General features: G+C 33.7%; 24 protein-coding genes. 15 read left to right on the top strand and 9 right to left on the bottom strand.

Annotated features, from left to right (window positions below; translation table 11 throughout):
- Positions 1-31: 31 nt before the first annotated feature.
- Genes N4A45_06055 through N4A45_06035 form a run of 5 tightly spaced genes read right to left on the bottom strand, consistent with a single transcriptional unit; the run spans position 32 to position 4,766 of the window.
- Complete coding sequence (locus N4A45_06055) at positions 32-1,231, bottom strand: M20 family metallopeptidase (protein ID MCT4664779.1); 1,200 nt, start codon at positions 1,229-1,231, stop codon at positions 32-34.
- Between the two features lie 5 nt (positions 1,232-1,236).
- Positions 1,237-1,860 (bottom strand): class I SAM-dependent methyltransferase, encoded by a 624-nt coding sequence (locus N4A45_06050; GenBank protein MCT4664778.1) that lies wholly within the window; start codon positions 1,858-1,860, stop codon positions 1,237-1,239.
- 34 nt (positions 1,861-1,894) lie between these two features.
- The gene (locus N4A45_06045) at positions 1,895-3,415 is read right to left on the bottom strand and encodes an Ig-like domain-containing protein (protein ID MCT4664777.1); all 1,521 of its coding nucleotides are present in this window, start codon (positions 3,413-3,415) and stop codon (positions 1,895-1,897) included.
- Positions 3,415-3,750: a gliding motility protein GldC gene (gene gldC, locus N4A45_06040; GenBank protein ID MCT4664776.1), complete on the bottom strand. Its 336-nt coding sequence runs from the start codon at positions 3,748-3,750 to the stop codon at positions 3,415-3,417. Before gldC ends, N4A45_06045 begins: the two co-directional genes overlap by 1 nt.
- Positions 3,751-3,752: 2 nt before the next feature.
- Entirely contained in the window at positions 3,753-4,766 is a 1,014-nt protein-coding gene (locus N4A45_06035) for a DUF2268 domain-containing putative Zn-dependent protease (GenBank protein MCT4664775.1), read from the bottom strand.
- A gap of 83 nt (positions 4,767-4,849) precedes the next feature.
- On the opposite strand from N4A45_06035, the gene N4A45_06030 reads away from it, so the two are divergent.
- On the top strand, positions 4,850-5,503 hold the full coding sequence (locus N4A45_06030; protein MCT4664774.1) for a PorT family protein: 654 nt from the start codon (positions 4,850-4,852) through the stop codon (positions 5,501-5,503).
- An 11-nt stretch (positions 5,504-5,514) separates the two neighbouring features.
- The gene (locus N4A45_06025; protein MCT4664773.1) at positions 5,515-5,967 is read left to right on the top strand and encodes an N-acetyltransferase; all 453 of its coding nucleotides are present in this window, start codon (positions 5,515-5,517) and stop codon (positions 5,965-5,967) included.
- A gap of 213 nt (positions 5,968-6,180) precedes the next feature.
- Here the strand turns inward: N4A45_06025 and N4A45_06020 are convergent, their stop codons facing one another.
- A complete protein-coding gene (locus tag N4A45_06020) occupies positions 6,181-6,486 on the bottom strand; it encodes a thioredoxin family protein (GenBank protein MCT4664772.1) in 306 nt (101 codons plus the stop codon).
- A 93-nt stretch (positions 6,487-6,579) separates the two neighbouring features.
- Complete coding sequence (locus N4A45_06015; GenBank protein MCT4664771.1) at positions 6,580-7,173, bottom strand: helicase associated domain-containing protein; 594 nt, start codon at positions 7,171-7,173, stop codon at positions 6,580-6,582.
- A 277-nt stretch (positions 7,174-7,450) separates the two neighbouring features.
- Between N4A45_06015 and N4A45_06010 the strand changes: the two genes are divergently transcribed.
- Positions 7,451-8,683 (top strand): aminotransferase class I/II-fold pyridoxal phosphate-dependent enzyme, encoded by a 1,233-nt coding sequence (locus N4A45_06010; GenBank protein MCT4664770.1) that lies wholly within the window; start codon positions 7,451-7,453, stop codon positions 8,681-8,683.
- A 497-nt stretch (positions 8,684-9,180) separates the two neighbouring features.
- Here N4A45_06010 and N4A45_06005 read toward each other — a convergent pair whose 3' ends face one another.
- Both N4A45_06005 and N4A45_06000 read right to left on the bottom strand, forming a co-directional pair.
- Positions 9,181-9,396, bottom strand: a complete 216-nt coding sequence (locus tag N4A45_06005) for a type II toxin-antitoxin system RelE/ParE family toxin (protein ID MCT4664769.1) — start codon at positions 9,394-9,396, stop codon at positions 9,181-9,183.
- Positions 9,397-9,401: 5 nt separating this feature from the next.
- Positions 9,402-9,620: a hypothetical protein gene (locus tag N4A45_06000; GenBank protein MCT4664768.1), complete on the bottom strand. Its 219-nt coding sequence runs from the start codon at positions 9,618-9,620 to the stop codon at positions 9,402-9,404.
- 196 nt (positions 9,621-9,816) lie between these two features.
- Here N4A45_06000 and N4A45_05995 point away from each other — a divergent pair, with 196 nt between their 5' ends.
- The 12 genes from N4A45_05995 to metK all read left to right on the top strand — a co-directional run bounded on the left by N4A45_05995 (position 9,817) and on the right by metK (position 20,617).
- Complete coding sequence (locus N4A45_05995) at positions 9,817-10,371, top strand: YeeE/YedE family protein (protein ID MCT4664767.1); 555 nt, start codon at positions 9,817-9,819, stop codon at positions 10,369-10,371.
- A gap of 3 nt (positions 10,372-10,374) precedes the next feature.
- Entirely contained in the window at positions 10,375-10,791 is a 417-nt protein-coding gene (locus tag N4A45_05990) for a YeeE/YedE thiosulfate transporter family protein (GenBank protein ID MCT4664766.1), read from the top strand.
- A gap of 84 nt (positions 10,792-10,875) precedes the next feature.
- On the top strand, positions 10,876-11,679 hold the full coding sequence (locus tag N4A45_05985; GenBank protein ID MCT4664765.1) for a hypothetical protein: 804 nt from the start codon (positions 10,876-10,878) through the stop codon (positions 11,677-11,679).
- Between the two features lie 3 nt (positions 11,680-11,682).
- The gene (locus tag N4A45_05980; protein ID MCT4664764.1) at positions 11,683-12,450 is read left to right on the top strand and encodes a hypothetical protein; all 768 of its coding nucleotides are present in this window, start codon (positions 11,683-11,685) and stop codon (positions 12,448-12,450) included.
- A 22-nt stretch (positions 12,451-12,472) separates the two neighbouring features.
- On the top strand, positions 12,473-13,111 hold the full coding sequence (locus N4A45_05975; protein MCT4664763.1) for a hypothetical protein: 639 nt from the start codon (positions 12,473-12,475) through the stop codon (positions 13,109-13,111).
- 71 nt (positions 13,112-13,182) lie between these two features.
- Positions 13,183-14,430 carry a DUF819 family protein gene (locus N4A45_05970; GenBank protein ID MCT4664762.1) on the top strand — a complete coding sequence of 416 codons (1,248 nt, stop codon included), beginning with the start codon at positions 13,183-13,185 and terminating at the stop codon, positions 14,428-14,430.
- 51 nt (positions 14,431-14,481) lie between these two features.
- The gene (gene ruvB, locus N4A45_05965) at positions 14,482-15,498 is read left to right on the top strand and encodes a Holliday junction branch migration DNA helicase RuvB (protein ID MCT4664761.1); all 1,017 of its coding nucleotides are present in this window, start codon (positions 14,482-14,484) and stop codon (positions 15,496-15,498) included.
- Positions 15,499-15,654: 156 nt separating this feature from the next.
- The gene (locus tag N4A45_05960; protein ID MCT4664760.1) at positions 15,655-16,080 is read left to right on the top strand and encodes a DUF2141 domain-containing protein; all 426 of its coding nucleotides are present in this window, start codon (positions 15,655-15,657) and stop codon (positions 16,078-16,080) included.
- Positions 16,081-16,266: 186 nt separating this feature from the next.
- Positions 16,267-17,277, top strand: a complete 1,011-nt coding sequence (locus N4A45_05955; GenBank protein MCT4664759.1) for a histidine kinase — start codon at positions 16,267-16,269, stop codon at positions 17,275-17,277.
- Positions 17,274-18,005 (top strand): LytTR family DNA-binding domain-containing protein, encoded by a 732-nt coding sequence (locus N4A45_05950; protein ID MCT4664758.1) that lies wholly within the window; start codon positions 17,274-17,276, stop codon positions 18,003-18,005. Before N4A45_05955 ends, N4A45_05950 begins: the two co-directional genes overlap by 4 nt.
- Before the next feature lie 31 nt (positions 18,006-18,036).
- Positions 18,037-19,209, top strand: coding sequence for a DUF1343 domain-containing protein (locus N4A45_05945; GenBank protein MCT4664757.1), 1,173 nt, complete (start codon positions 18,037-18,039; stop codon positions 19,207-19,209).
- 154 nt (positions 19,210-19,363) lie between these two features.
- Complete coding sequence (gene metK / locus N4A45_05940; protein MCT4664756.1) at positions 19,364-20,617, top strand: methionine adenosyltransferase; 1,254 nt, start codon at positions 19,364-19,366, stop codon at positions 20,615-20,617.
- Positions 20,618-20,670 lie beyond the last annotated feature (53 nt).

The raw sequence follows: 20,670 nt of genomic DNA, 5'->3' as shown, positions 1-20,670 counted from the left end.
ACACCATAAATGGTATTATTTACCACTAGAGTTATTTCTCCTCAGAATTAAAATAATTAAGGGCTAAATAAGTCATCATACCCACAGAAGTTTCTAAAGAGCTTTCGTCAATATCAAAAAGAGGATGATGGAGTTTTTTTTCGTTTTCTTTTCCGGGTTCAGCGGTTCCAAAACGGTAAAAGCAGGCTGGCATCATTTGAGAATAATAGGCAAAATCTTCGGCGGTCATTCTCATTCCAAGTTCTACCACATTTTCTTTTCCGAGGTATTCTTCTGCCGATTTTCTTAACAATTTTGTTAAGTCTGGATCGTTTTTTAAACTTGGATATCCCAGTTTGAGATCCAAGTCTGCCGAGCAATCATGAGCAAGGCAAGTTGCATCAATAATTTTACGTAGTTCTTGATGAGCTACGGCTCTCCATTCTTCATCCAAGCATCTTAAAGTTCCTTTAAGGTGAACTTCATCAGGAATTACGTTGGTTGCCCCCAATCCTTGGATATATCCAAAAGAAAGAACAACGGGTGCATAAGGAGAGATTTTTCTGCTAACAATTTTTTGTGCATGCGTAATAAATTCAGCACTGGCGAGTATCGTATCTTGATGTGTGTGCGGCAATGCAGCATGTCCGCCTTTTCCTTTAAAACTAAGATGAATTTCATCACAAGAAGCCATATATAAGCCCGATCGAAATCCTATTTTGCCTGCAGGCAAGTCTGGAAAAACATGTTGCCCAAAAATTGCTTGTGGTAATTCGGGTTCAAAAATGCTCTCGTCTATCATCAGCTTTGCTCCACCAGGAAGTACCTCTTCTCCTGGCTGAAAAATAGCTGTCAGTTTTCCTTCCCAAAGGTCTTTGTTTTCATTTAGAATCTTGAGAACCACCAAAAGAGAAGCGGTGTGTGCATCATGCCCACAAGCATGCATGGTATTGGGTTCGGTAGAACAATAGGCAACCTCATTTTGTTCTTGAATAGGGAGCGCATCTATATCAGCCCTTAAAGCCAGATTTTGCGTTCCTTCTCCAGATGTTAATAAGACTTTGATTCCTGTATTTACATATCCTGCTTGAAAGGGAATATTCCATTTCTTTAGCAGTCCTTGAATATATTCAGAGGTTTTGTATTCTTCAAATGAAAGCTCTGGGTTTTGATGTAAATATCTTCTGATTTCTATAACAAGAGCCAGTTCTTTTTTTACAAGTTCTTTTATTTTTTGAATACTTCTTTGCATGGAATTTATTTTTTCTGAGCCAACATTCTGATGACCCATCCCTCGTCTTGATGTGCACCAGAGTTTAAGGATATTTTTTCTTCTACTAAGGTAAGAAAATCAAAATTCTCAAAATCTTTTTTCATCATTTCTTTAGAAAACATTAATGCTTCTTCTTTTGGACCTCCAAGATGGGGTTTTGTTTTTTTGAGTTCGAAATGCTTTTTAGAAAAACCTTCGAGAATAATATAAGCACCTTTTTTAACGGTTTTTGCTAGTTGTTTATGATATTGCCCTCGAATACTTGGAGGAAAATGCGCATAACATAAACCAATGGCATCAAATGTTTCAGGCGGATATTCAATATCTTCTAAAAAACGCCCTACACGATAATCTACTTCAAACTGGTGCTTTTTATGAAGTTTTAATGCTTTTTCTTTTCCTACTGAGCTGATATCAAAAGCTGAAACCTTCCACCCGATTTGGTTACAATACAAGGCGTTTCTTCCTTCTCCTTCGGCAGGTAAAAGAATCTGTCCTTCTTGTCCTTTGAGTTTATCTATTTCCTGTTTAAGAAAAGAATTAGGGTTCAATCCATAAACATATTCTTCTTGATCAAAACGATTGTTCCAAAATTCTGTCCAACTCATAAATTTTCTTTTGATATTAAATGTACTGATGGAGTTAAAAGTCAATTTCTACTTCCCAGTTTGGCTTCATGTCAAGTGCTTCTGGGTGTAGTATAATAGGTTCTGGTTGTAAATGTTTGGCAGGATCACCAAGGTCATGAACCCCATTTTTATTCAAATCAACGATTTTTCTTAAATAGTATTTTCCAGGAAGAATATAATGAAATTTGATCATTCCTCCGCCTTGAATACTTGATTCTTGCATCACCTCTAGCTTATTGTTTAAAAGCTGTACAATTTGAGTACTGTCTTTTTTAGAAGAAACATTGATTTCTAAGACCGAAAAAGCAATTTCAGGTTTCACTTCAAACGGGATAGATGCTATGTTTTTCAAAGGTTTTTGAAAAAGAGATAGAGCAGAATCTGGGAAAATTAATTCGTAATTACCTATCGATAGATGCTGTTGATCTATGATAAACTGTTGGTTGTTTTCACCATTTAATGATAAATAAATAGTTGTATCCTTAGATTTTAATCCAAAAGGTTTCTGTATTGAAATGGGGTAATTTGTAAAACAAATGAATGAGTCTTGAGGAGTCAGAATCTTTTTTGGGCTCCAAATACTCGGTTTGTGGTGTTTTTCTGCTAAGTAAACATTAAAAGTATCTTGATGTGCTAAAACAGTTAAGCTGTCGGCTTTTCCATTATAATTCACAAATAAGGAATCATTGAATTCAAAAACAGGTAAGGCTCGATTGTTTTCAGATAAAACAACAAGGTTTTCTAAATCAAATTTTTGATTTTGTTTAATATACAGTAATCCTTTAGCTATTTCCTGAACAGAAAGAATAGCGTTTTTTTGAATGACAGGATAGAGATGTAAGTCAACTTTTCCTTGGTCACTAGGGGTTATAGGTTTTGGCTGATATGAAAATGGTTCAATTTTATCCCATTTTCCATTTTTATTGACATCTTCAAAGGCATAAATGTAGTATTCTTTTTTCGGTAGAAAATGAAATTTATAAATCCCTTCTGTATTGGATTGCATTAAATAGCTTTTGTCATTTTTGATAAAGCTACTGTCATTAAATTGCTGATCTTCTACTAAAGCAATATAATATTGATCTGTTTTATTTTCTAGAGGTTTAGAAACTTTTCCTTGGATGCTCAAAGAATCTATTTTATCACCAGTAGAAAAAACATAGGCATAGAAAGGAATTGGGTTTCCTTCGTGGTAGTCCTTGATAACATTAACAAACTGAAAGCTATAAGTAGTTTGCTCCTTCAAAGGTTTTTCCCACGAGACTTTAATCTTTTTTCCTTTGTATTGATATCTAAGATCTTCAATTTTTGGGGAAACTAAAACTTCGGTTTCGAAATTGGAGTTTTGGATGAACTCATCAAAACGAACACTGAAGCTATTTTCCGTAAAATTAATCTGTTTGTTTTTAGGAGTCTCTTTGGTAACTACTGGTGGTAGGGTGTCTTTCCCTCCACCAGTAGGCATAATTACTTTGGCACAAGAACCAATCATCATGAGTAAAATGATGGTCAATATTCTTTTTAGAAAACTCATTAGTTATCTTGATACAGTTGTGCTTTTTTAGCAAAATAGGCACTAAATTTTTTCATATCAGTAGCCAATTCTTCATCATCTGTCGCTCTAAGATAGGTTTCTGAAAGAGAAGCGAGTGTTTGGTGAACAAAATATTTCATTTCATCCACTTTCATTTCTTTGGTCCAAAGATCAATTCTTAGTGCATTATTTTCTTTTTTATCCCAAATACTGAGCATAAAAGCTTCACATTCTCTAAGTTCAGATTTTCCACTATCAGTGGATTCCCATGCAAGTTTATCTGGAACATGATTCTCATCTAAGCTCACGTGAAATTTTATTTCTTCTTTTTTCATTCTTATGGTTTGTATTTGGAATCATTGAGGAATTTCTGAGCATCTTGTAAGGCCATCATGTCTTCCACAGTAGAATTTGTGTTTGTCATATAGGCTTTCACAATTTGTAATCCTACCCATTCTCCAATTCTTCCTGGTGATTTCTGATCGAAGCTAAGATAAAATTTTGAGAAAGGTGCTTGACGCATAAATCTCATTTTGGCATCATCATCTGTAGAGAATAATAAATCATTGGATATAAAGAAGTTCCATATATCTTTTTCATTTTCTTTTGTCCAAGACATTTTCGTTTCATCTGTTTTCATTAAAAATGAATCGCTTGCCTTTCCGCTAAGCATGAGCTCTGTCATAAAAAGTTTTTTTCCTTCGAAAATCATATCATCTAACAAAGTTTTTTTCTCGGTAGTCGCTTTTGTGATTAATCGACTTTCCATCCATGCATTAAGAATGTCCGCTACTAGATATTTAGGATCTTTTTCTTTTCTAATATACATTGGTAGATGATCATAATATAAGTGATTGGCTCCCAAATATTGATCAGTTGCAATAATGATATCATTTCCATAATTCCATGCACCTTCATTCATTTCAAATGCCGAGTTCCATACAAAAATATTCGGTAAAACATCATTTTTGATATGTTTCTTATAGATATCAACACTTTCATGAAGTTCTTTTTCCCAAGAAAGTCCATCAAAAACTTTATTAAGGGAATCTACAAATTGTTGTAGAGGTTTATTTGTTCTTCTTTTTAACCATGTTGCATTGGGTTGCTGTCCAAAGAAGAATACTTGATAGTCACTCTTTAGATTTTCTAATTGAGTAATAAAACCAATTGAGTCTTCTGGAAGTTGATAAAAATCTTTATCGAAATTTTTTATAACCGCTTGTCGGTTATCAATTGTCTGGGATGTTTCACTTTTTTCATTTTTATTATTACAACTTGTGAATAATCCTAAAAAAATAAAAATTGCAAGGGTATTTTTAACCATTTGTCGTTTTGTTATAGACTTCATACTATCAATTTTGATATCTTAGCTTTACTTTAGTTCAAACAAAAGTAACATATTGTAGAAAAAACAACAAACTAAATCGATTCATGAAAAAATTATTTGTATTAATTCTATTAACTTCATTATTCTATTCTGCTCAGGCTCAGGATTCAAAAATACGAGTGGGATTGCATTTTTCACCAAGTATTTCTTATTTTAGAACGGATAGTAAAATTACCGATAAATCATCGAAAGTTAAATTTTCTTGGGGTTTTAGGAGTGAGAAAAAATTTGAAGATAAGCCCTATAGTATTATGCTTGGGATAGATCATTCAAAGAGAGGAGCAATCATGCGATTCAAAGGAGATGATGAAAAGGAATATAGCATTGACTATAATTACGAAAACATTGAAATCCCTGTTGCTATTAAAATGTCCACAAGACAAATAGGAATGTTTGCTTATTGGGTATATGTAGGAATGGCACCTAGTTTTCAGATTAGTGAGAACAGTTCAATGACCGAAAAAACACAAAATGAACCTTTAGAGGAATTTGCAGATCATTCGTTTGTAGATGGTTTTGATATTAGTTTAATCCTTGGTGGAGGAGTAGAGTATGAGCTTACAGAGGAAACTTTACTAACACTTGGACTTACTTTTAATAATGGATTATCTAACACAGTGAGTGATCAAAAATATTGGAAAAACGGAAAAGGTGGATTCAATTATTTTGGTCTTCAATTAGGCGTAATGTTTAGATAATATAATAAAAAATGATACATAAATTAGCAGATGTTCAAAGTTCGCACATTGGTGAACATACTCAAATTTGGCAATTTGCAATTGTGTTAAAAGACGCAATAGTTGGCAGTAACTGCAACCTTAATAGCCATACTTTTGTAGAAAATGACGTGGTTATAGGGAACAATGTTACAGTTAAGTGTGGGGTTTATCTTTGGGACGGTATTCGGGTAGAAGATAATGTTTTTATAGGACCCAATGTAACTTTTACCAATGACAAATTTCCTAGATCAAAAGAGTATCCTGAAAATTTCCAAAAAACACTCCTTAAAAATGGTGCTTCTGTTGGAGCAAATGCCACGATTCTTGGAGGAGTAACCATAGGAAAAGAAGCGATGATTGGTGCTGGAAGTGTGGTTACAAAAGATATTCCAGATGGAGAACTATGGGTAGGTAATCCTGCTAGATTCGTAAGGAAAATCTAATTTTCGAGTTTCATTATTCTATAGGACGATTTTTTTTAGAGTAATACGATTTACTTACTCGTCATAAATATAAAAACCATATTCCAGCTTGTCTGAAATATGGTTTTTTGTATCTTTTAGATGGATAATCTTTGTGGAGATATAGAATACCCCAATTATTAGCTAAAATCACTCATTTAATATCTACTCGGTAGACTAATTTTAGAAAGGTATTTATTTCATTTCAAGGTAAGTTTCTAAAAGCTTGATGGTGTCAGGAACATTCATAAAACCTTTGTATTTCCATATTAAGTCGCCATCTTTATAGAGGTGTAAAATGGGGACACTTTTGATTCCAAAGGCCTCTACAAGCTCTTGGTTTTTATCAACATCAATTTTTATAATTTTAAGCTCTTCTCCAAAGTGATTTGCGACTTCTTGAAGTATTGTGTCAAGCATTTTACACGGTTCACACCAAGTAGCATAGTAATCAATTAATAAGAATGAGTGTTTTTCAACGAGTTCTTTAAGCATTTCCATTTATAGGTAGTTTTTAGGCACAAAAATAGGGAATTCGAAATGAATCGAATCCCCTAAATATTACAAAAACTTATTTACTTATTAAAATTTCAACTAATTAATCTCTATACCTATACCTCTTAATTTTTGCACTTTTACCTCTTCTAATCTCAAGTTCTTGAACTTGATTTTTTGCTGGTTTATCCAGTTATAAAGTTTTAAATTTTCTTTATAAGATGGCAACCTTCTATTTTTATTGATAAATGACTGAAGCGTATCAAAATTTTGCTCCCAGATATAGTCATTACCATTCCAAATAAATCCTAAATTATTTAACTTCTCTACTTTGTCTTCAGAGAGTGTTAATTTTATTCTACGTTGTTTCTGTACCCATCTTCCAAAGATTGGATCTTTTTCAAAGTTCACAGGAACATTTGTATCACCATGTTGGTCCTTGTAAGTAATCAATTTTTCATAGTTGTCTTCCCAAGAATTCTTTCTAGGATCCCAAACAAACTGAATAGTATCTAGTAAATCCAATTGTTCTGGAGTTAATGAATTTTTTATTACACGTTGTCTCACGACCCAAGTACCAAGAGATTTATTTCTCTTGTGTCTTGCAGAGATGTTTGAGTGACCATTCTTTTCGTAGTAACGCTTCAATTGATTGTAGCGGTACATCCATTTTCGTTTAAGTGCTGTACTCATAGTTTAAAAATTTTTATAACAATAAATTAGATTACGAAACAAAACTATGGCTAAGTATCAAACATTCAATATATAATAAGATAATGGTCACTATTATTAAGTTGAAATGTTGAATTTTTTCGATTAGTGATTTTTGATTTATGCGAGTAACTATGTAACAATATCTATTTAGAAAAACAAAAAGGATTAAAAATCATAAAAAGGTTATTCGTATTTCTCGTGAATAGTTCAAATTTGCAACTTATTTCTTCTCGCTTGAACACTAAAGAAAATCAGTATGAATTGGCCAAGAAAAAGCTTTGAACAGATTAAGGAAATCGTATTTCGTAGATTAGGAGAGAACATGAACTACAAGCACTTCCCTGTGATGGGTGTTCCTGGATCTTACCTCGATAAAGAAACATTTTATGACGATGCTCCATTTTTAAAAGAAGCCCCTTTTGTTTCAACCTTAATTGCAAATCCTAATCACATTGGTTGTCATACCTTAGAGGAAAAATCTGAAGTATTTTTTAAGGGTACACAAAGGTTAGAAAGAGAGTTGATATCTTTAGTTTCTGAAGAAATTTTCCGAGCAGAACCTAAAAGTATCGATGGTTATGTAGCACCAGGAGGAACAGAGGCGAATATTCAAGCAATGTGGTGTTATAGAAATTATTACCAAAAAGAATTTGGAGCAAATCCTCAAGAAATCTGTTTGATCTATTCTCAAGATTCTCATTACTCTATGCCAAAAGCTGCAAATTTATTGGCATTAGATCAAGAAATCATCAAAGTAAACCCAGAGTCACGTAAATGGGATTTGGAAGATCTTGCACAAAAAGTTTCTAACAGGAAAACCACTGGTACAAAATATTTTATTGTCATTGCAAACTGTTCAACAACCATGTTTGGTTCAGTTGATGATCTCGATGCAATTTGTGATTTCTTTACAAGGGAAAATCTGACATTCAAACTTCATATAGACGCGGCTTATGGTGGTTTTATTTATCCATTTACAGACGAAGAGAGTCAATATCATTTCAAAAATCCGCATATTACTTCTATGACTATTGATGGACATAAAATGCTTCAAGCTCCTTATGGAACAGGACTTTTCTTAGTTCGTAAAGGTTTTATTCAGTATTGTAAAACAGAAGAAGCAAGTTATGTGCAAGGTAAAGATTATACGATTTGTGGATCTAGATCAGGAGCCAATGCTATTTCCATGTGGATGATTCTTCATTTACACGGATCACAGGGCTGGAAAATGAACATGGAAAAACTTATTCAAAGAAGTGATGATATTTGTAATAGGTTGGAAAAAAGAGGTGTAGAGTTTTTTAGAAACCCTCATATCAACATTATTACCATGAAGGCACAATATATTCCAAAAGAGGTAGCAGAAAAGAATTTTTTGGTTTCAGATAATCACGAAAATCCTAATTGGTATAAAATTGTCGTAATGCCTCATGTGAAAAGAGGAATGATTGATCAGTTTTTTATTGATTTAGATAATTTCAGAAAATAAGATAGATTATACCGATTACTTGCTGAAATCACCCACTTATTTTACTGCGTTCATAACTGGCTTTTAGCAATGTATCGGCATAATACCTATGGGTAAATTAACACCAAAAATGGTATTACTTGTTGAATACTAACCTACTCATAGATATAAACCCCCTTTGAATAGCTTGTCCCGATTTTTCGGGAGGGGAAAGAGGGTTTACTACAACGAAATTTCCCAAAGACTAATACCTACGAAGGCTAAGATTAGTAAGGTATTTAAGCGAGGTTAGCTGTCAAGCTACTAAATAGCTATTAACGCTTGATTAGATTTATCTTCTTATCCTTAAAAGTAATAAAGACTTTAATGGCGGGGCAGGTGAGTACCCACTTTCCCTAATTACATTTATTGATTTTAACTTTTGTTATATTTTATGTGATTTTATTTCTCTTTTGATAGAATTTGGGTTTTGCCTATGTCAATAAAGGTAATAATCTCAATAGCTTGTTCTTCTATATTTATTTGATAGTATAATGTGTTTTGTTTTGTACGACACACTTGAAAAGACCCTTAACTTCTTCTGATTGAGGACAGCTTTCAGGTTGGGCAGAAATTTGGTTGATTTTAGCTTTTAATTTATTCAAAAAATCATTTCGAACTTTTTGATTCCACTCTGTTAAAAGAAATTCCAGAAGAATGGTAAGCTTTTCTTCAGCTGTTTTCGATAAGTACACTTTCACTAACCGATCCTTTTAAGGAACTCATTAAACTCAATTTTGTCACCCTTTTTTAAGTCCGACATGCCTTGTTGAATTTCATTTTGTTCCTCTATGGAAAGTTCATTCCAAAAATCAGCTTTTTCTCTCTTAATAAATTCGGAAATTCTTTGAATCATAGCGGTATTATCAATATCTAATATTGTTTTCAGTAATTCTTTTTTTGATGCTTGAAAATCCATTATCGAAAGTTTATTATACAAATTTACGAAATTTTTAGTTTTTGCTTTATGAGGTCTAATGAGTGAATTAACACCGTAATTGGTATAAAATAGCGGAGAAAATAGTGTTATATACAAAACTCCATTCTCTGGTGATTTGAATTACCATTTTTAGTGAAAATTTCCATGAATTTTGCCGATTAAAAGACGTAAGATTATGGACATTATTTTTCAACCTTTCCCATGGTATATAGCGGGGCCATTAATAGCCTTGGTGATGTTTGCTATGCACTATGTAGGAGATGGTATGGGTATTTCGACAAATTTCAAGACTATGTGCTCTATGAGCGGCGCTGGTAAATACTGTAGTTTTTTTGATAGTAATTGGAAAGATCAGGCATGGAATATTACTTTTATTTTAGGAGTTGTTTTTGGAGGATTTTTGAGTGCAAATTTTCTTGAAATTGGAGATATTGAACTAGCAGATTCTTTCAAAGAGGTTTTGGCAGGATGGAATTTGAGCCATGATGGCAACAGTTTATTTCCAAAAGAAATTTTTTCTTGGGATAACTTATTTTCTGGAAACGGTTGGTTTTTCATGCTTCTTGGTCCATTTTTAGTAGGATTTGGAGCACGCTATGCTCAAGGTTGTACCTCTGGTCATGCAATATCAGGCCTAAGTAACCTACAACTTCCTTCGCTTATTGCTGTAATTGGATTTTTTATAGGCGGTTTATTTGTTACTCATATTGTTTTACCTTTAATTTTCTAAATCATGAAAAAACTACTTCCCTTTTTTATTCTTGGAACACTTTTCGGAGTTGTATTATCTAAATCACAAGTAATTTCATGGTTCAGAATTCAAGAAATGTTTCATTTCCAATCTTTTCATATGTATGGAGTCATTGGTTCTGCTGTAGTAACGGGTATTATTTTAATTGCCATTGCCAAAAAGAATTATTGGAAAAATAATCGACAAAAAAATATGTATTTCAGAATTAAAGAAGCTGGACTACGTAAATACATCATCGGAGGAATAATTTTTGGACTTGGATGGTCTATTACAGGAGCTTGCCCAGGTCCTATGTTTGTTTGGCTTGGGAGAGGTGCTTCAGTTTTTGTTCTGATGGTACTCATGGGTGCACTTGGTACATTTGTTTATGGTCTTATTAAGGATAAATTACCACATTAAAAAATTATTGTTAAACACAAAAAAAAGAAGTTAATCGTCATAGATTTAACTTCTTTTTTTATATTTGGGGTAAATCATCTATTCATGAGGAGTATTTTAATCGTATTTTTTGCTTTTTTTCTAGGCTTTTCCTCTTACGCCCAGTCGGATGAGCATCCGCCATTTGGGATAAGAGCTTATCGTTATTTAGGAGGACTACCATCCAAAAACATTTCATTTGGGAGTGCAAAGTCTAGATCCAACCGAAAAGGAAAACCATTTTTGTATATTGATGCCTCTTTTCGTTCTATGTTTCATTTGACTAATGAAAGTTTTCAAACTACGACAACAACAGTTGATATTTTGGACGCTTCAGTATCCAATACACAAACCGCTGATATCGGAATTCCATTGGATTTTATGGAAAATGGTTTAAGATTAAGAGCCCATATTCCATTAAAAGTGTTTACGCTTACGGCTTCGTTTACACAGTTTTTACCTTATTCTGTAAATAACGAACACCATTTAATTACATTGAATGATAATCCTTACCCTTATATGGCTTCTGCAAGTGTAGGGACCTATAGTTATGCGTTAGAAACAAATTATTTCTTTGCATTAGCAAAAAAATTATGGTATCTAAATGTGGGGGTAGAAGGAGTGAATTCAAAGTATGACCTTCTTCCAAATGGAGACGGTGAAATAAAACTACCCAACGGTTCATCAATCAAAGTGCCAGAAATAAACCATGAATTCTCTAGAACTTATGCAAATGTAGGTTTTGGAGTTCATTTTCATAGAGGGTGGTTTAGTGAAGTTCAGTATATGACCACTTCCGTGTTTGATAAAGAACGACCTTCATCGGCAATTTCATTTAGTATCGGTTATCGAATGTTTTTTAAATTTTAAGCCATGACAAAAAGAATATTACTATTATTTATTGCATTCGTTGCATCATGGTCTGCTCAAGCGCAAATCAAAAAATATTACCCAAAAAGCCCTAGAGATGGTTTTTTAAGAACTTGGGAAGTAGGGGTAGGAGGATTTTATTCACAGATAAAGGATAAACAATACTCAAATTCTGCAATGTCTGATTCTTATGGTCTAGATTTGTCTCTTAGGTATAAAATGAATGACTATGCGTTTATTGATGTAGGAGCTTCTATTTCTACAACAGAGAACGATAGAAAAATGCTAGGGAATAACACTTATAGCAATACCTATTTAGGTTTCTTTCCTAACAGTATTTATGACAAAGATTTTAAAGACAAAAATAACAAAGAGACTTATATTGATGATATTACTCAGTTTTATTTTAGTTATAGTTCTACTCAAGTAAGATTTAGTTTTGGACGATATGTAATTGGTTCTCAAAATTCGCGTTTTGCTTTTGCCCCTGTTTGTCCTACCATAGGTGTGATGTTGTATAATGCAAGTTTTAACTATGTATTCGAAACAACAAATGGAGCTCATGATTTTAATCATTCATCAGCCATTTTACAGTTAATGAATAAATCAACATTACAACTTAGACTTAACAGAGTAAATATTTTTGCAGAGGTTCTTTTCTTTGCTTCTATGTCTAGAGAGCAAAGTATTAAATTCCCGATTTTTGAACCATTTTATAAACCACAAATTGCTGGATATTCAGGAATATTTGGTGTAAGATATCATTTGTAAAACAAGAAATTAACAAAGTAAAATGAAAAAAATATTATTAGCCCTAGTTCTTTTATTTAGTATCTCCGAATCTTTCGCTCAAATTGATTTCCGTAGTGGAGGAATTAACGGATATGGAGGCGGAAATTTCTCAAGAGGTGGTTTCTCTTCGGGAAGAGGAGGAGGCGGAGCCTCTGGTGGACAGCTTTTCTTGGTAAGTTTAGGGGTACACTACGATGCCGTAATTGAAAAACCAGGAGCTTTTGCGGAAATAGGATTGGGTAAATATTCTATATTTGCTTCATACGTACCGAACACAATAGAAATTCCGACAGTTGACGGAAAGCTTGAATCAATCGATCAAAACGTGAGAACGATACAGTTAAGATCACGAGCTCCATTTATTACCGATTATACCTATATATTTGCAGGAGCTGGTATGCAGACGGTTACAGCAAAAGTTAATGGTCAGGATATCTCTGCAGACCAAGGAATAGGTGAATTAGGTCCAGGAGTAAGATTCAGATTCGGTAAAATAGGAATTATGGCTGAGGCTGGTTTCCAAGTATATGGAGGTGCATTTTCTATTGATGTAAATGGTGTAGGGAGTACTACAAATACAGATGGAAGCTTTGGGTTTGATTTTAAATCTGCAAGATTCGGAGTAATTTTCATCTTGTAGTAAACATTCGTAAAATATTCTAAACCCATTCATAGTATATTATGAATGGGTTTTTTTAATTTTCAATCATCATGACAGAAACATTATTTACCAATAAAGCCACCGTTTTTGGAGTTTTAGCCATTGTGCTGGCATTTGTATTCTATACCTCTTCTAAAAAAGAAGGGTTTTGGTCAAAATTTTATAAAATAATACCCGCACTTTTGATGTGCTATTTTTTGCCAGCGATTCTCAATACGCTCAATATTATTTCGGCAAAAGACTCTAAGGATATTTACTATATCGCAACAAGGTTTATGCTACCTGCGGCTCTAGTTCTGCTTACATTGAGTATTGACCTTAAAGGTATATTCAACCTAGGTCCTAAAGCCATTATCATGTTTTTGACAGGAACAGCAGGAATTGTTATTGGAGGACCACTAACAATTTTGATAGTTTCTTCTTTTGCCCCAGAATGGGTGGGTGGAGCCGGCCCCGAAGCCGTTTGGCGTGGAATGACAACTGTTGCAGGTTCTTGGATAGGAGGTGGAGCAAACCAAGTAGCAATGAAAGAGGTATTTAATGTGAATGATGCCATGTTTTCAAAAATGATCATCGTTGATGTTTTGGTTGCCAATGTTTGGATGGCATTTCTATTGTTTGGAATAGGTAAAAAAGATAAAATAGACCATTTTTTGAAAGCTGATACCACGGCAATAGAAACTTTAAAAAATAAGATGATAGCTTTTCAGGATTCTATTAGTAAAAATCCGACACTTACTGATTTAATGGTGATTCTAGGAATCGCTTTTGGAATTACTGGTTTTTCTCATTACGGTGCAGATATTCTAGCGCCTTGGATTAGTGAAAATCTTCCCTTTTTAAATAAATTCTCATTAGGTTCAAGTTTTTTCTGGCTCATCGTTTTGGCTACCACAGGTGGAGTGATTTTGTCTTTTACAAGGCTTAGAAACTATGAAGGTGCTGGAGCCTCTAAAATAGGATCGGTATTTATTTATTTTCTAGTTGCTAGTATCGGTATGAAAATGGATATACTTGCGATATTTGATAATCCAGAACTTTTTGTAATTGGTTTGATTTGGATGGCAATACACGTATTATTGCTTTTTGTGGTCGCAAAAATCATCAAAGCACCTTATTTCTTTGTGGCAGTGGGATCAAAGGCGAATATTGGTGGAGCAGCTTCTGCTCCTGTAGTAGCAGGTGCTTTTCATCCTAGTTTAGCCCCTGTAGGAGTTCTTTTAGCCGTATTAGGATATGCATTAGGAACTTATGCCGCCCTTATTTGTGGTCAGTTGATGCAAGTTGTAGCTCCTTAATTGTCAATATAAACTTCTTCTTTATCACGCATTAAGTGTACCTTTGAAACAATGAATGAAATATTCTTAGATAACGAATCTGAACAAGAGGACAGCTTTGAAAAATCGATTAGACCTTTAAGTTTTTCCGATTTTACAGGGCAAGATAAAGTCATAGAAAACCTAAAAGTCTTCACGGAAGCAGCACGGTTACGTGAAGAAGCTCTAGATCATGTATTGCTACATGGACCACCAGGATTAGGAAAAACAACACTTGCCAATATTATTGCCAATGAAATGGGCAGTGAGATAAAAATTACTTCAGGGCCTGTGTTAGAAAAACCTGGAGATCTTGCAGGTTTACTAACGAACCTAAATGAGGGTGATGTTCTTTTTATTGATGAAATTCATCGTTTATCACCTGTGATTGAGGAATATCTATACAGTGCAATGGAGGATTACCGTATTGATATCATGATTGATACGGGGCCTAGTGCTCGAACTGTACAAATAAGCTTGAATAATTTCACCTTAATAGGAGCAACGACAAGAGCAGGCTTATTGACTTCACCGCTCAGAGCTCGTTTTGGAATTAATTGTAGATTACAATATTATGACCAAAATACCCTTGCGAATATTATTAAGAGATCAGCAGGAATTCTGCAAACTCCCATTGAAGAAAGTGCAGCCTTGGAACTTGCTAGACGAAGTAGAGGAACACCAAGAATCGCCAATGCTCTTTTGAGAAGGGTAAGAGATTTTGCAGAAATCAAAGGGAACGGAAAAGTAGATCTTCAAATTACCAAATTTGGACTTCAAGCATTAAAGATTCATGAAAATGGATTGGATGAAATGGATATTCTAATTTTACAAACCATCATTGAGAAATTCAAAGGTGGACCTGTGGGTGTAGGAACAATTGCTACGGCAGTAAGCGAAAAAGTTGAAACCATTGAAGAAGTATATGAACCTTTCTTAATCCAACAAGGTTACCTTATGAGAACACAAAGAGGGCGTGTTTGTACAGAAAAAGCTTATGAAGTTCTAGACCTCAATTTTCACCAAAATAAAGGATTATTTGATCAATAGAACAGAAATATCTTAGATTTTATACTCTTTAAAATCTTTCACGGAAAACTTTTCACCACTCAGTAATCATAATTCACCATTGGGGATATTTATTTTTTGGATACGCTAGATACGAGTGATATTTGCTTCAGTTATTTAATCATAAAACAAAACAACATGAAAGCAATTATTTTATCACTTATGAGTCTTTTAATGATTTCCAATGGTTTTTCACAAAAGACTACCGAAGTAAATTTAACCTTTACCCATGCTCAATCTCAAAAAGGGTATTGGATGGTAGCCATCTACAAAGACGCTAAAACATTCTTAGGAGATGCACCTTTTACCGCAAGAAGAATGGCGGTATCTAAAGGTAATACTATGACCTTTGAGCTTCCTAGAGGAGAATATGCTGTTGCGATGTTTCAAGACATCAACGACAATAAGAACTTGGATAGAAACTCAAAAGGAATTCCAACAGAACCCTATAGTTTCTCTGGAGAAAATATTTTTCCGCTCATGGCAAAACCAACCTTCGAAATGACAAAATTTAAAGTAAAAAGAAGAAAAGTTGCTTTAGATTTAGCAATACAATCGGAATAAACCCATAGAAAGATTTAAAATCTAAACAAAGACCGTTGCAAAGACTTTTTAACTTCATATACTATGATTTTAGAAAATTTTTGCAACGGTTCATTGCACATAAAAAAAGTTCGTTGATGAGTATATAGATCTGAAAAATCAGAAAAATACGAATCAAAATCTTCTTAAAATTAAATATCTTTAAACATGGAAAAAAGGTTTTATTTTATCGCTTTAGTCATTATTGCCATTTTATTTCCGCTCTCATTCGTTGTTTTTAATCCAGGAGGTGCCTCTTGGGAGGGCTTCTTTAATTACCTCCTTTGGAGTATGCAATACACCCTTTTGTTAGGATTTGGGAATGGTTATCTTTCAGATCGTTTGAACAAGAAATTTAGCTGGATGAAACAATTAAAAATGCGAATTTTCACAGGAGTAATTGTCACCATTGGCTATTCTTTTTTAGTTGCTGTATTCATCGCTTGGATCATGTTGGTACTCAGGAGAGGTATGCCTATCGAAGTACTTTGGGGAGATCGAAGTATGTCAGGCTATTTAGAGATTATCAAATGGAGTTTGATTATCTCATTGGTGTTTCATCTTCGTGGATTTATTCTAGCATTTAAAGAACAAATTAAAAAGAATGAAGCACTAAAAATTGCCAAACTAGAAAGTGAGGTTTTAGCGCTTCAAAAACAAATGGATGCCCATTTTTTGTTTAATAGTTTGAGTGTACTCAAAGAGCTGATTTATACTGATAAAGAATTGGCAAATGAATACCTAGATCGATTCGCAGATGTTTATCGATACATTACCCAGAACAATGAGAAAAATTTGGTTAAACTTAAAGATGAGCTAGAATTTGCAGAAAAGTATCTTTTTATGCAAGAAACAAGATTTGAGGAAGCCTTAGACATCCAGATAGAAAGAAAAGCAATTGAAGCTTCTCAAGAAATTTTACCGCTTTCTATTCAAATAGGTATTGAGAATGCTCTAAGACACAATACTTTTTCTATGAAAAATCCACTAAAAATAAGAATCTATTTTCATCAAAATAATATTGTGATCGAGAATAATGTACAGCAGCGCAGTGATTCTTCAGGAACGGGAATCGGTTTAAAAAACCTTAATAAACGTTCGGAGATTATCACAAAAAAATCTATAAAAATCATTCAAGAAAATGGCATCTTCGCCCTGCAAATCCCTTTACTACCATGATCAAATGTATTGTTATTGAAGATGAAAAAAGAACTGCTAATTACTTATGCAAGCTTCTTTTGGATCGTGAGTTAGAAGTGGTAAACATTTTAACTTCCGTTGAAGAATCTTTGTTGTGGCTGGCTCAAAATGAAGCACCAGATCTTATATTTTCAGATATTGAACTTGGAGACGGAAAATCTTTTGATATTTTTAACCAATTGGTAATTGATTCAAAAATCATTTTTGTAACTGCTTATGACCAATATTCCATTGAGGCATTTAAGCATAACAGTATTCATTATTTGCTGAAGCCGATAAAAGGGCAAGATCTTGATCAAGCCATAGAAAAATATCAAAAACTGAGTTCGGTAAATCAAGTACAGAAATTACAAAAAAATTACAAAAATGTATTTCTTATCAAATCGGGACACCAACTAAAGACGATCCGAATTCAAGAAGTTGCTTTTGTATTTTCTGAACTAAAAACAACTTTTATCCGAACCAATAAAGGCGAAAAATATTTTTTAGATCAATCTCTTGAAAACTTTGGAAAAGAACTAAACCCTAGATTGTTTTTCCAGATTAATAGGCAAATGATTATTCATTTTAATGCCATTTCTGAAATGACATATTATTCTAGTACTAAACTAAAAATAGCGCTTAATCCTCCTGTGGATAAAGAGATTTTTGTTTCAAGAGACCGAATAAAACCCTTTAAAGAGTGGTTGAAAAACTATACAGATTAAATGTCTATTTTTGTGTCTAAATATGAAGAGAATGTGGAAATTTTTATTTTTAGTGCTAATTATAAGTTCATGTAGCGGGCAAAATCAAAAAAATGTTGAACCTCAACCTGAGAAAACTATTGCCCAAGAAGAAGCCAAAGCGATCATTGTTGGTGCAGCTCAGTTAGATGATTTGTTTCGCAAAGTAGGAAACAAGAAAATTGTCATTGTGGCAAATCAAACTTCGGCAACTACTGTAGATTTTTTACATTCTAATGGAAGAGATATCGCCTTTATTTATGCACCAGAACATGGTTTTAGAGGAAAACATGATGCAGGAGAAAAAGTAAAAAAAGGTGTAGATTCTCAAACAGGTTTAACCATAAAATCTTTGTACGGAAAAAATAAAAAACCGAAAGCAGAGGATTTAAAAGGAATTGACTTAGTGGTTTTTGATATTCAGGATGTAGGAGCAAGGTTCTATACCTATATTTCCACTTTACACTATGTAATGGAAGCTTGTGCAGAGCAAAATATTCCAGTTTTGGTTTTAGATCGTCCAAATCCAAATGGACACTATATAGATGGACCCATTTTGGAAAAAGAGCATCAGTCTTTTGTGGGAATGCATCCTGTGCCTGTTGTTCATGGGATGACTATGGCAGAGTACGCACAAATGATTAATGGAGAAAAATGGTTGAAAGATGGAATACAATGTGAATTAGATTTTATCCTTTGTGAAAATTATGATCATCAAGCAGCCTATGTTTTACCCATAAAACCATCACCAAATTTACCCAATCAGCAATCTATTTATCTGTATCCGTCCCTTTGTTTTTTTGAAGGAACCCCAGTGAGTGTGGGAAGAGGAACCGAAATGCCTTTTCAAATTTTTGGTCATCCTGAGTGGAAAGAATCCTTTAGTTTTCAGCCCATGAGTAGAGAAGGAGCAAAATATCCTAAACACGAAAATAAGTTATGTAAGGGATTTGACTTAAGACAAAATGAAAAATTGAATGCCCTAAACTTAGATTGGCTGATTACGGCGTACCAAAAACATGGGAGGAAAGATTTTTTTAAACCATTTTTTCATAAACTGGCTGGAACCAAAATATTATCTCAACAAATTATGGAAGGGAAAACAGCTAGTGAGATAAAAAAGTCTTGGGAAAAAGATTTAAAGACCTATAAAACGAAAAGAAAAAAATATTTGTTATACAATTAGAAACGAAAAAACTATATTTGTATCCTATTAACTTAAAAAGGTGGATTGATTTGTCTGATTGCAACCACGAAAAAAAATGCTAAAGCAGTTTCTTTTCATAGCAAGACACCATATTTAGACTATTACTCTCCCTTTTTGCTAGAAAAACTTATTTATGTCATATTTTTTTACATCAGAATCTGTTTCTGAAGGACATCCAGATAAAATAGCCGATCAAGTATCTGATAGCGTATTAGATGCATTCCTTATTCAAGATTCTGAAGCCAAAGTTGCATGTGAAACTCTTGTAACTACTGGTCTTACAGTATTAGCAGGTGAAGTAAAATCTAATGCTTATGTAGATTTACAACTGCAAGCCAGAAAAACTATTGCCAATATTGGTTATACAAAATCAGAATATCAATTTGATGCAAATTCTTGTGGGATTTTATCATCCATTCACGAACAATCTGCGGATATTAACCGAGGGGTAGATAGAGAAGATGAAGAACAAGGTGCAGGAGACCAGGGAATCATGTTTGGATATGCTACGGATGAAACGGAAAGCTATATGCCTCTTGCTCTTCAGTTGTCTCACATGCTTTTAATTGAGTTGGCAGAGTTGCGTAGAATGGAAAATTCACCAATGCCATACCTTAGACCCGATGCAAAGTCTCAGGTAACTATTCAATATTCAGACGATCATCAGCCAGAAAGAATTGAAGCGATCGTTCTTTCTACTCAGCATGACGACTTTGATGAAGAAAAATCGATGTTGGCAAGAATCAAAGACGATGTTGTGAAAATTTTGATTCCAAGAATAATTTCAAAGCTAGATCAGAAAAATGCAGACCTTTTTGGATCAGATATTCAGTATCATGTGAACCCAACTGGTAAATTTGTAATTGGTGGTCCTCATGGAGATGCTGGACTAACTGGTAGAAAAATTATTGTAGATACCTATGGGGGTAGAGGTGCTCATGGTGGAGGAGCCTTTTCTGGGAAAGATCCATCTAAGGTGGATAGATCAGCTGCTTATGCAGCAAGACATATTGCAAAAAATGCTGTAGCAGCAGGTTTGGCAGAGAAAATTTTGATCCAAGTATCTTATGCTATTGGTGTTGCAGAGCCAACAGGAGTTTTTGTAGATACTTATGGTACTGCAAAATTGAATCTTTCTGATGGAGAAATTGCTTCGAAATTGCAAAAAATATTCGATTTAAAACCAGCAGGAATTATTGATCGACTGAAACTAAAAAATCCAATTTATGGAGAGACGGCTAAATACGGTCATTTCGGAAGAGAACCTTTTGAAAAAGAAGTAAGTATTGAAGTTTCACCAAATACTTTTGAAACCAAAAAAGCAAGTTTCTTTACATGGGAGAAATTAGACTTTGTAGAGGCGATTCAATCAGAATTTGGGATTTAATAGCATTCCAACTACACAATAGACGAAACCGTTTTCTGAAGTATCAGAAAGCG

The organism is Flavobacteriales bacterium, assembly GCA_025210805.1.
In the GTDB taxonomy this organism is placed as follows: domain Bacteria; phylum Bacteroidota; class Bacteroidia; order Flavobacteriales; family CAJXXR01; genus JAOAQX01.
This window is presented reverse-complemented; position numbering and strand designations above follow the sequence as displayed.

Coding starts and splice junctions, on each gene's coding strand:
- N4A45_06055 (MCT4664779.1), bottom strand. CDS start 1,231: ATGCAAAGAAGTATTCAAAAAATAAAAGAACTTGTAAAAAAAGAACTG.
- N4A45_06050 (MCT4664778.1), bottom strand. CDS start 1,860: ATGAGTTGGACAGAATTTTGGAACAATCGTTTTGATCAAGAAGAATAT.
- N4A45_06045 (MCT4664777.1), bottom strand. CDS start 3,415: ATGAGTTTTCTAAAAAGAATATTGACCATCATTTTACTCATGATGATT.
- gldC (MCT4664776.1), bottom strand. CDS start 3,750: ATGAAAAAAGAAGAAATAAAATTTCACGTGAGCTTAGATGAGAATCAT.
- N4A45_06035 (MCT4664775.1), bottom strand. CDS start 4,766: ATGAAGTCTATAACAAAACGACAAATGGTTAAAAATACCCTTGCAATT.
- N4A45_06030 (MCT4664774.1), top strand. CDS start 4,850: ATGAAAAAATTATTTGTATTAATTCTATTAACTTCATTATTCTATTCT.
- N4A45_06025 (MCT4664773.1), top strand. CDS start 5,515: ATGATACATAAATTAGCAGATGTTCAAAGTTCGCACATTGGTGAACAT.
- N4A45_06020 (MCT4664772.1), bottom strand. CDS start 6,486: ATGGAAATGCTTAAAGAACTCGTTGAAAAACACTCATTCTTATTAATT.
- N4A45_06015 (MCT4664771.1), bottom strand. CDS start 7,173: ATGAGTACAGCACTTAAACGAAAATGGATGTACCGCTACAATCAATTG.
- N4A45_06010 (MCT4664770.1), top strand. CDS start 7,451: ATGAATTGGCCAAGAAAAAGCTTTGAACAGATTAAGGAAATCGTATTT.
- N4A45_06000 (MCT4664768.1), bottom strand. CDS start 9,620: ATGGATTTTCAAGCATCAAAAAAAGAATTACTGAAAACAATATTAGAT.
- N4A45_05995 (MCT4664767.1), top strand. CDS start 9,817: ATGGACATTATTTTTCAACCTTTCCCATGGTATATAGCGGGGCCATTA.
- N4A45_05990 (MCT4664766.1), top strand. CDS start 10,375: ATGAAAAAACTACTTCCCTTTTTTATTCTTGGAACACTTTTCGGAGTT.
- N4A45_05985 (MCT4664765.1), top strand. CDS start 10,876: ATGAGGAGTATTTTAATCGTATTTTTTGCTTTTTTTCTAGGCTTTTCC.
- N4A45_05980 (MCT4664764.1), top strand. CDS start 11,683: ATGACAAAAAGAATATTACTATTATTTATTGCATTCGTTGCATCATGG.
- N4A45_05975 (MCT4664763.1), top strand. CDS start 12,473: ATGAAAAAAATATTATTAGCCCTAGTTCTTTTATTTAGTATCTCCGAA.
- N4A45_05970 (MCT4664762.1), top strand. CDS start 13,183: ATGACAGAAACATTATTTACCAATAAAGCCACCGTTTTTGGAGTTTTA.
- ruvB (MCT4664761.1), top strand. CDS start 14,482: ATGAATGAAATATTCTTAGATAACGAATCTGAACAAGAGGACAGCTTT.
- N4A45_05960 (MCT4664760.1), top strand. CDS start 15,655: ATGAAAGCAATTATTTTATCACTTATGAGTCTTTTAATGATTTCCAAT.
- N4A45_05955 (MCT4664759.1), top strand. CDS start 16,267: ATGGAAAAAAGGTTTTATTTTATCGCTTTAGTCATTATTGCCATTTTA.
- N4A45_05950 (MCT4664758.1), top strand. CDS start 17,274: ATGATCAAATGTATTGTTATTGAAGATGAAAAAAGAACTGCTAATTAC.
- N4A45_05945 (MCT4664757.1), top strand. CDS start 18,037: ATGTGGAAATTTTTATTTTTAGTGCTAATTATAAGTTCATGTAGCGGG.
- metK (MCT4664756.1), top strand. CDS start 19,364: ATGTCATATTTTTTTACATCAGAATCTGTTTCTGAAGGACATCCAGAT.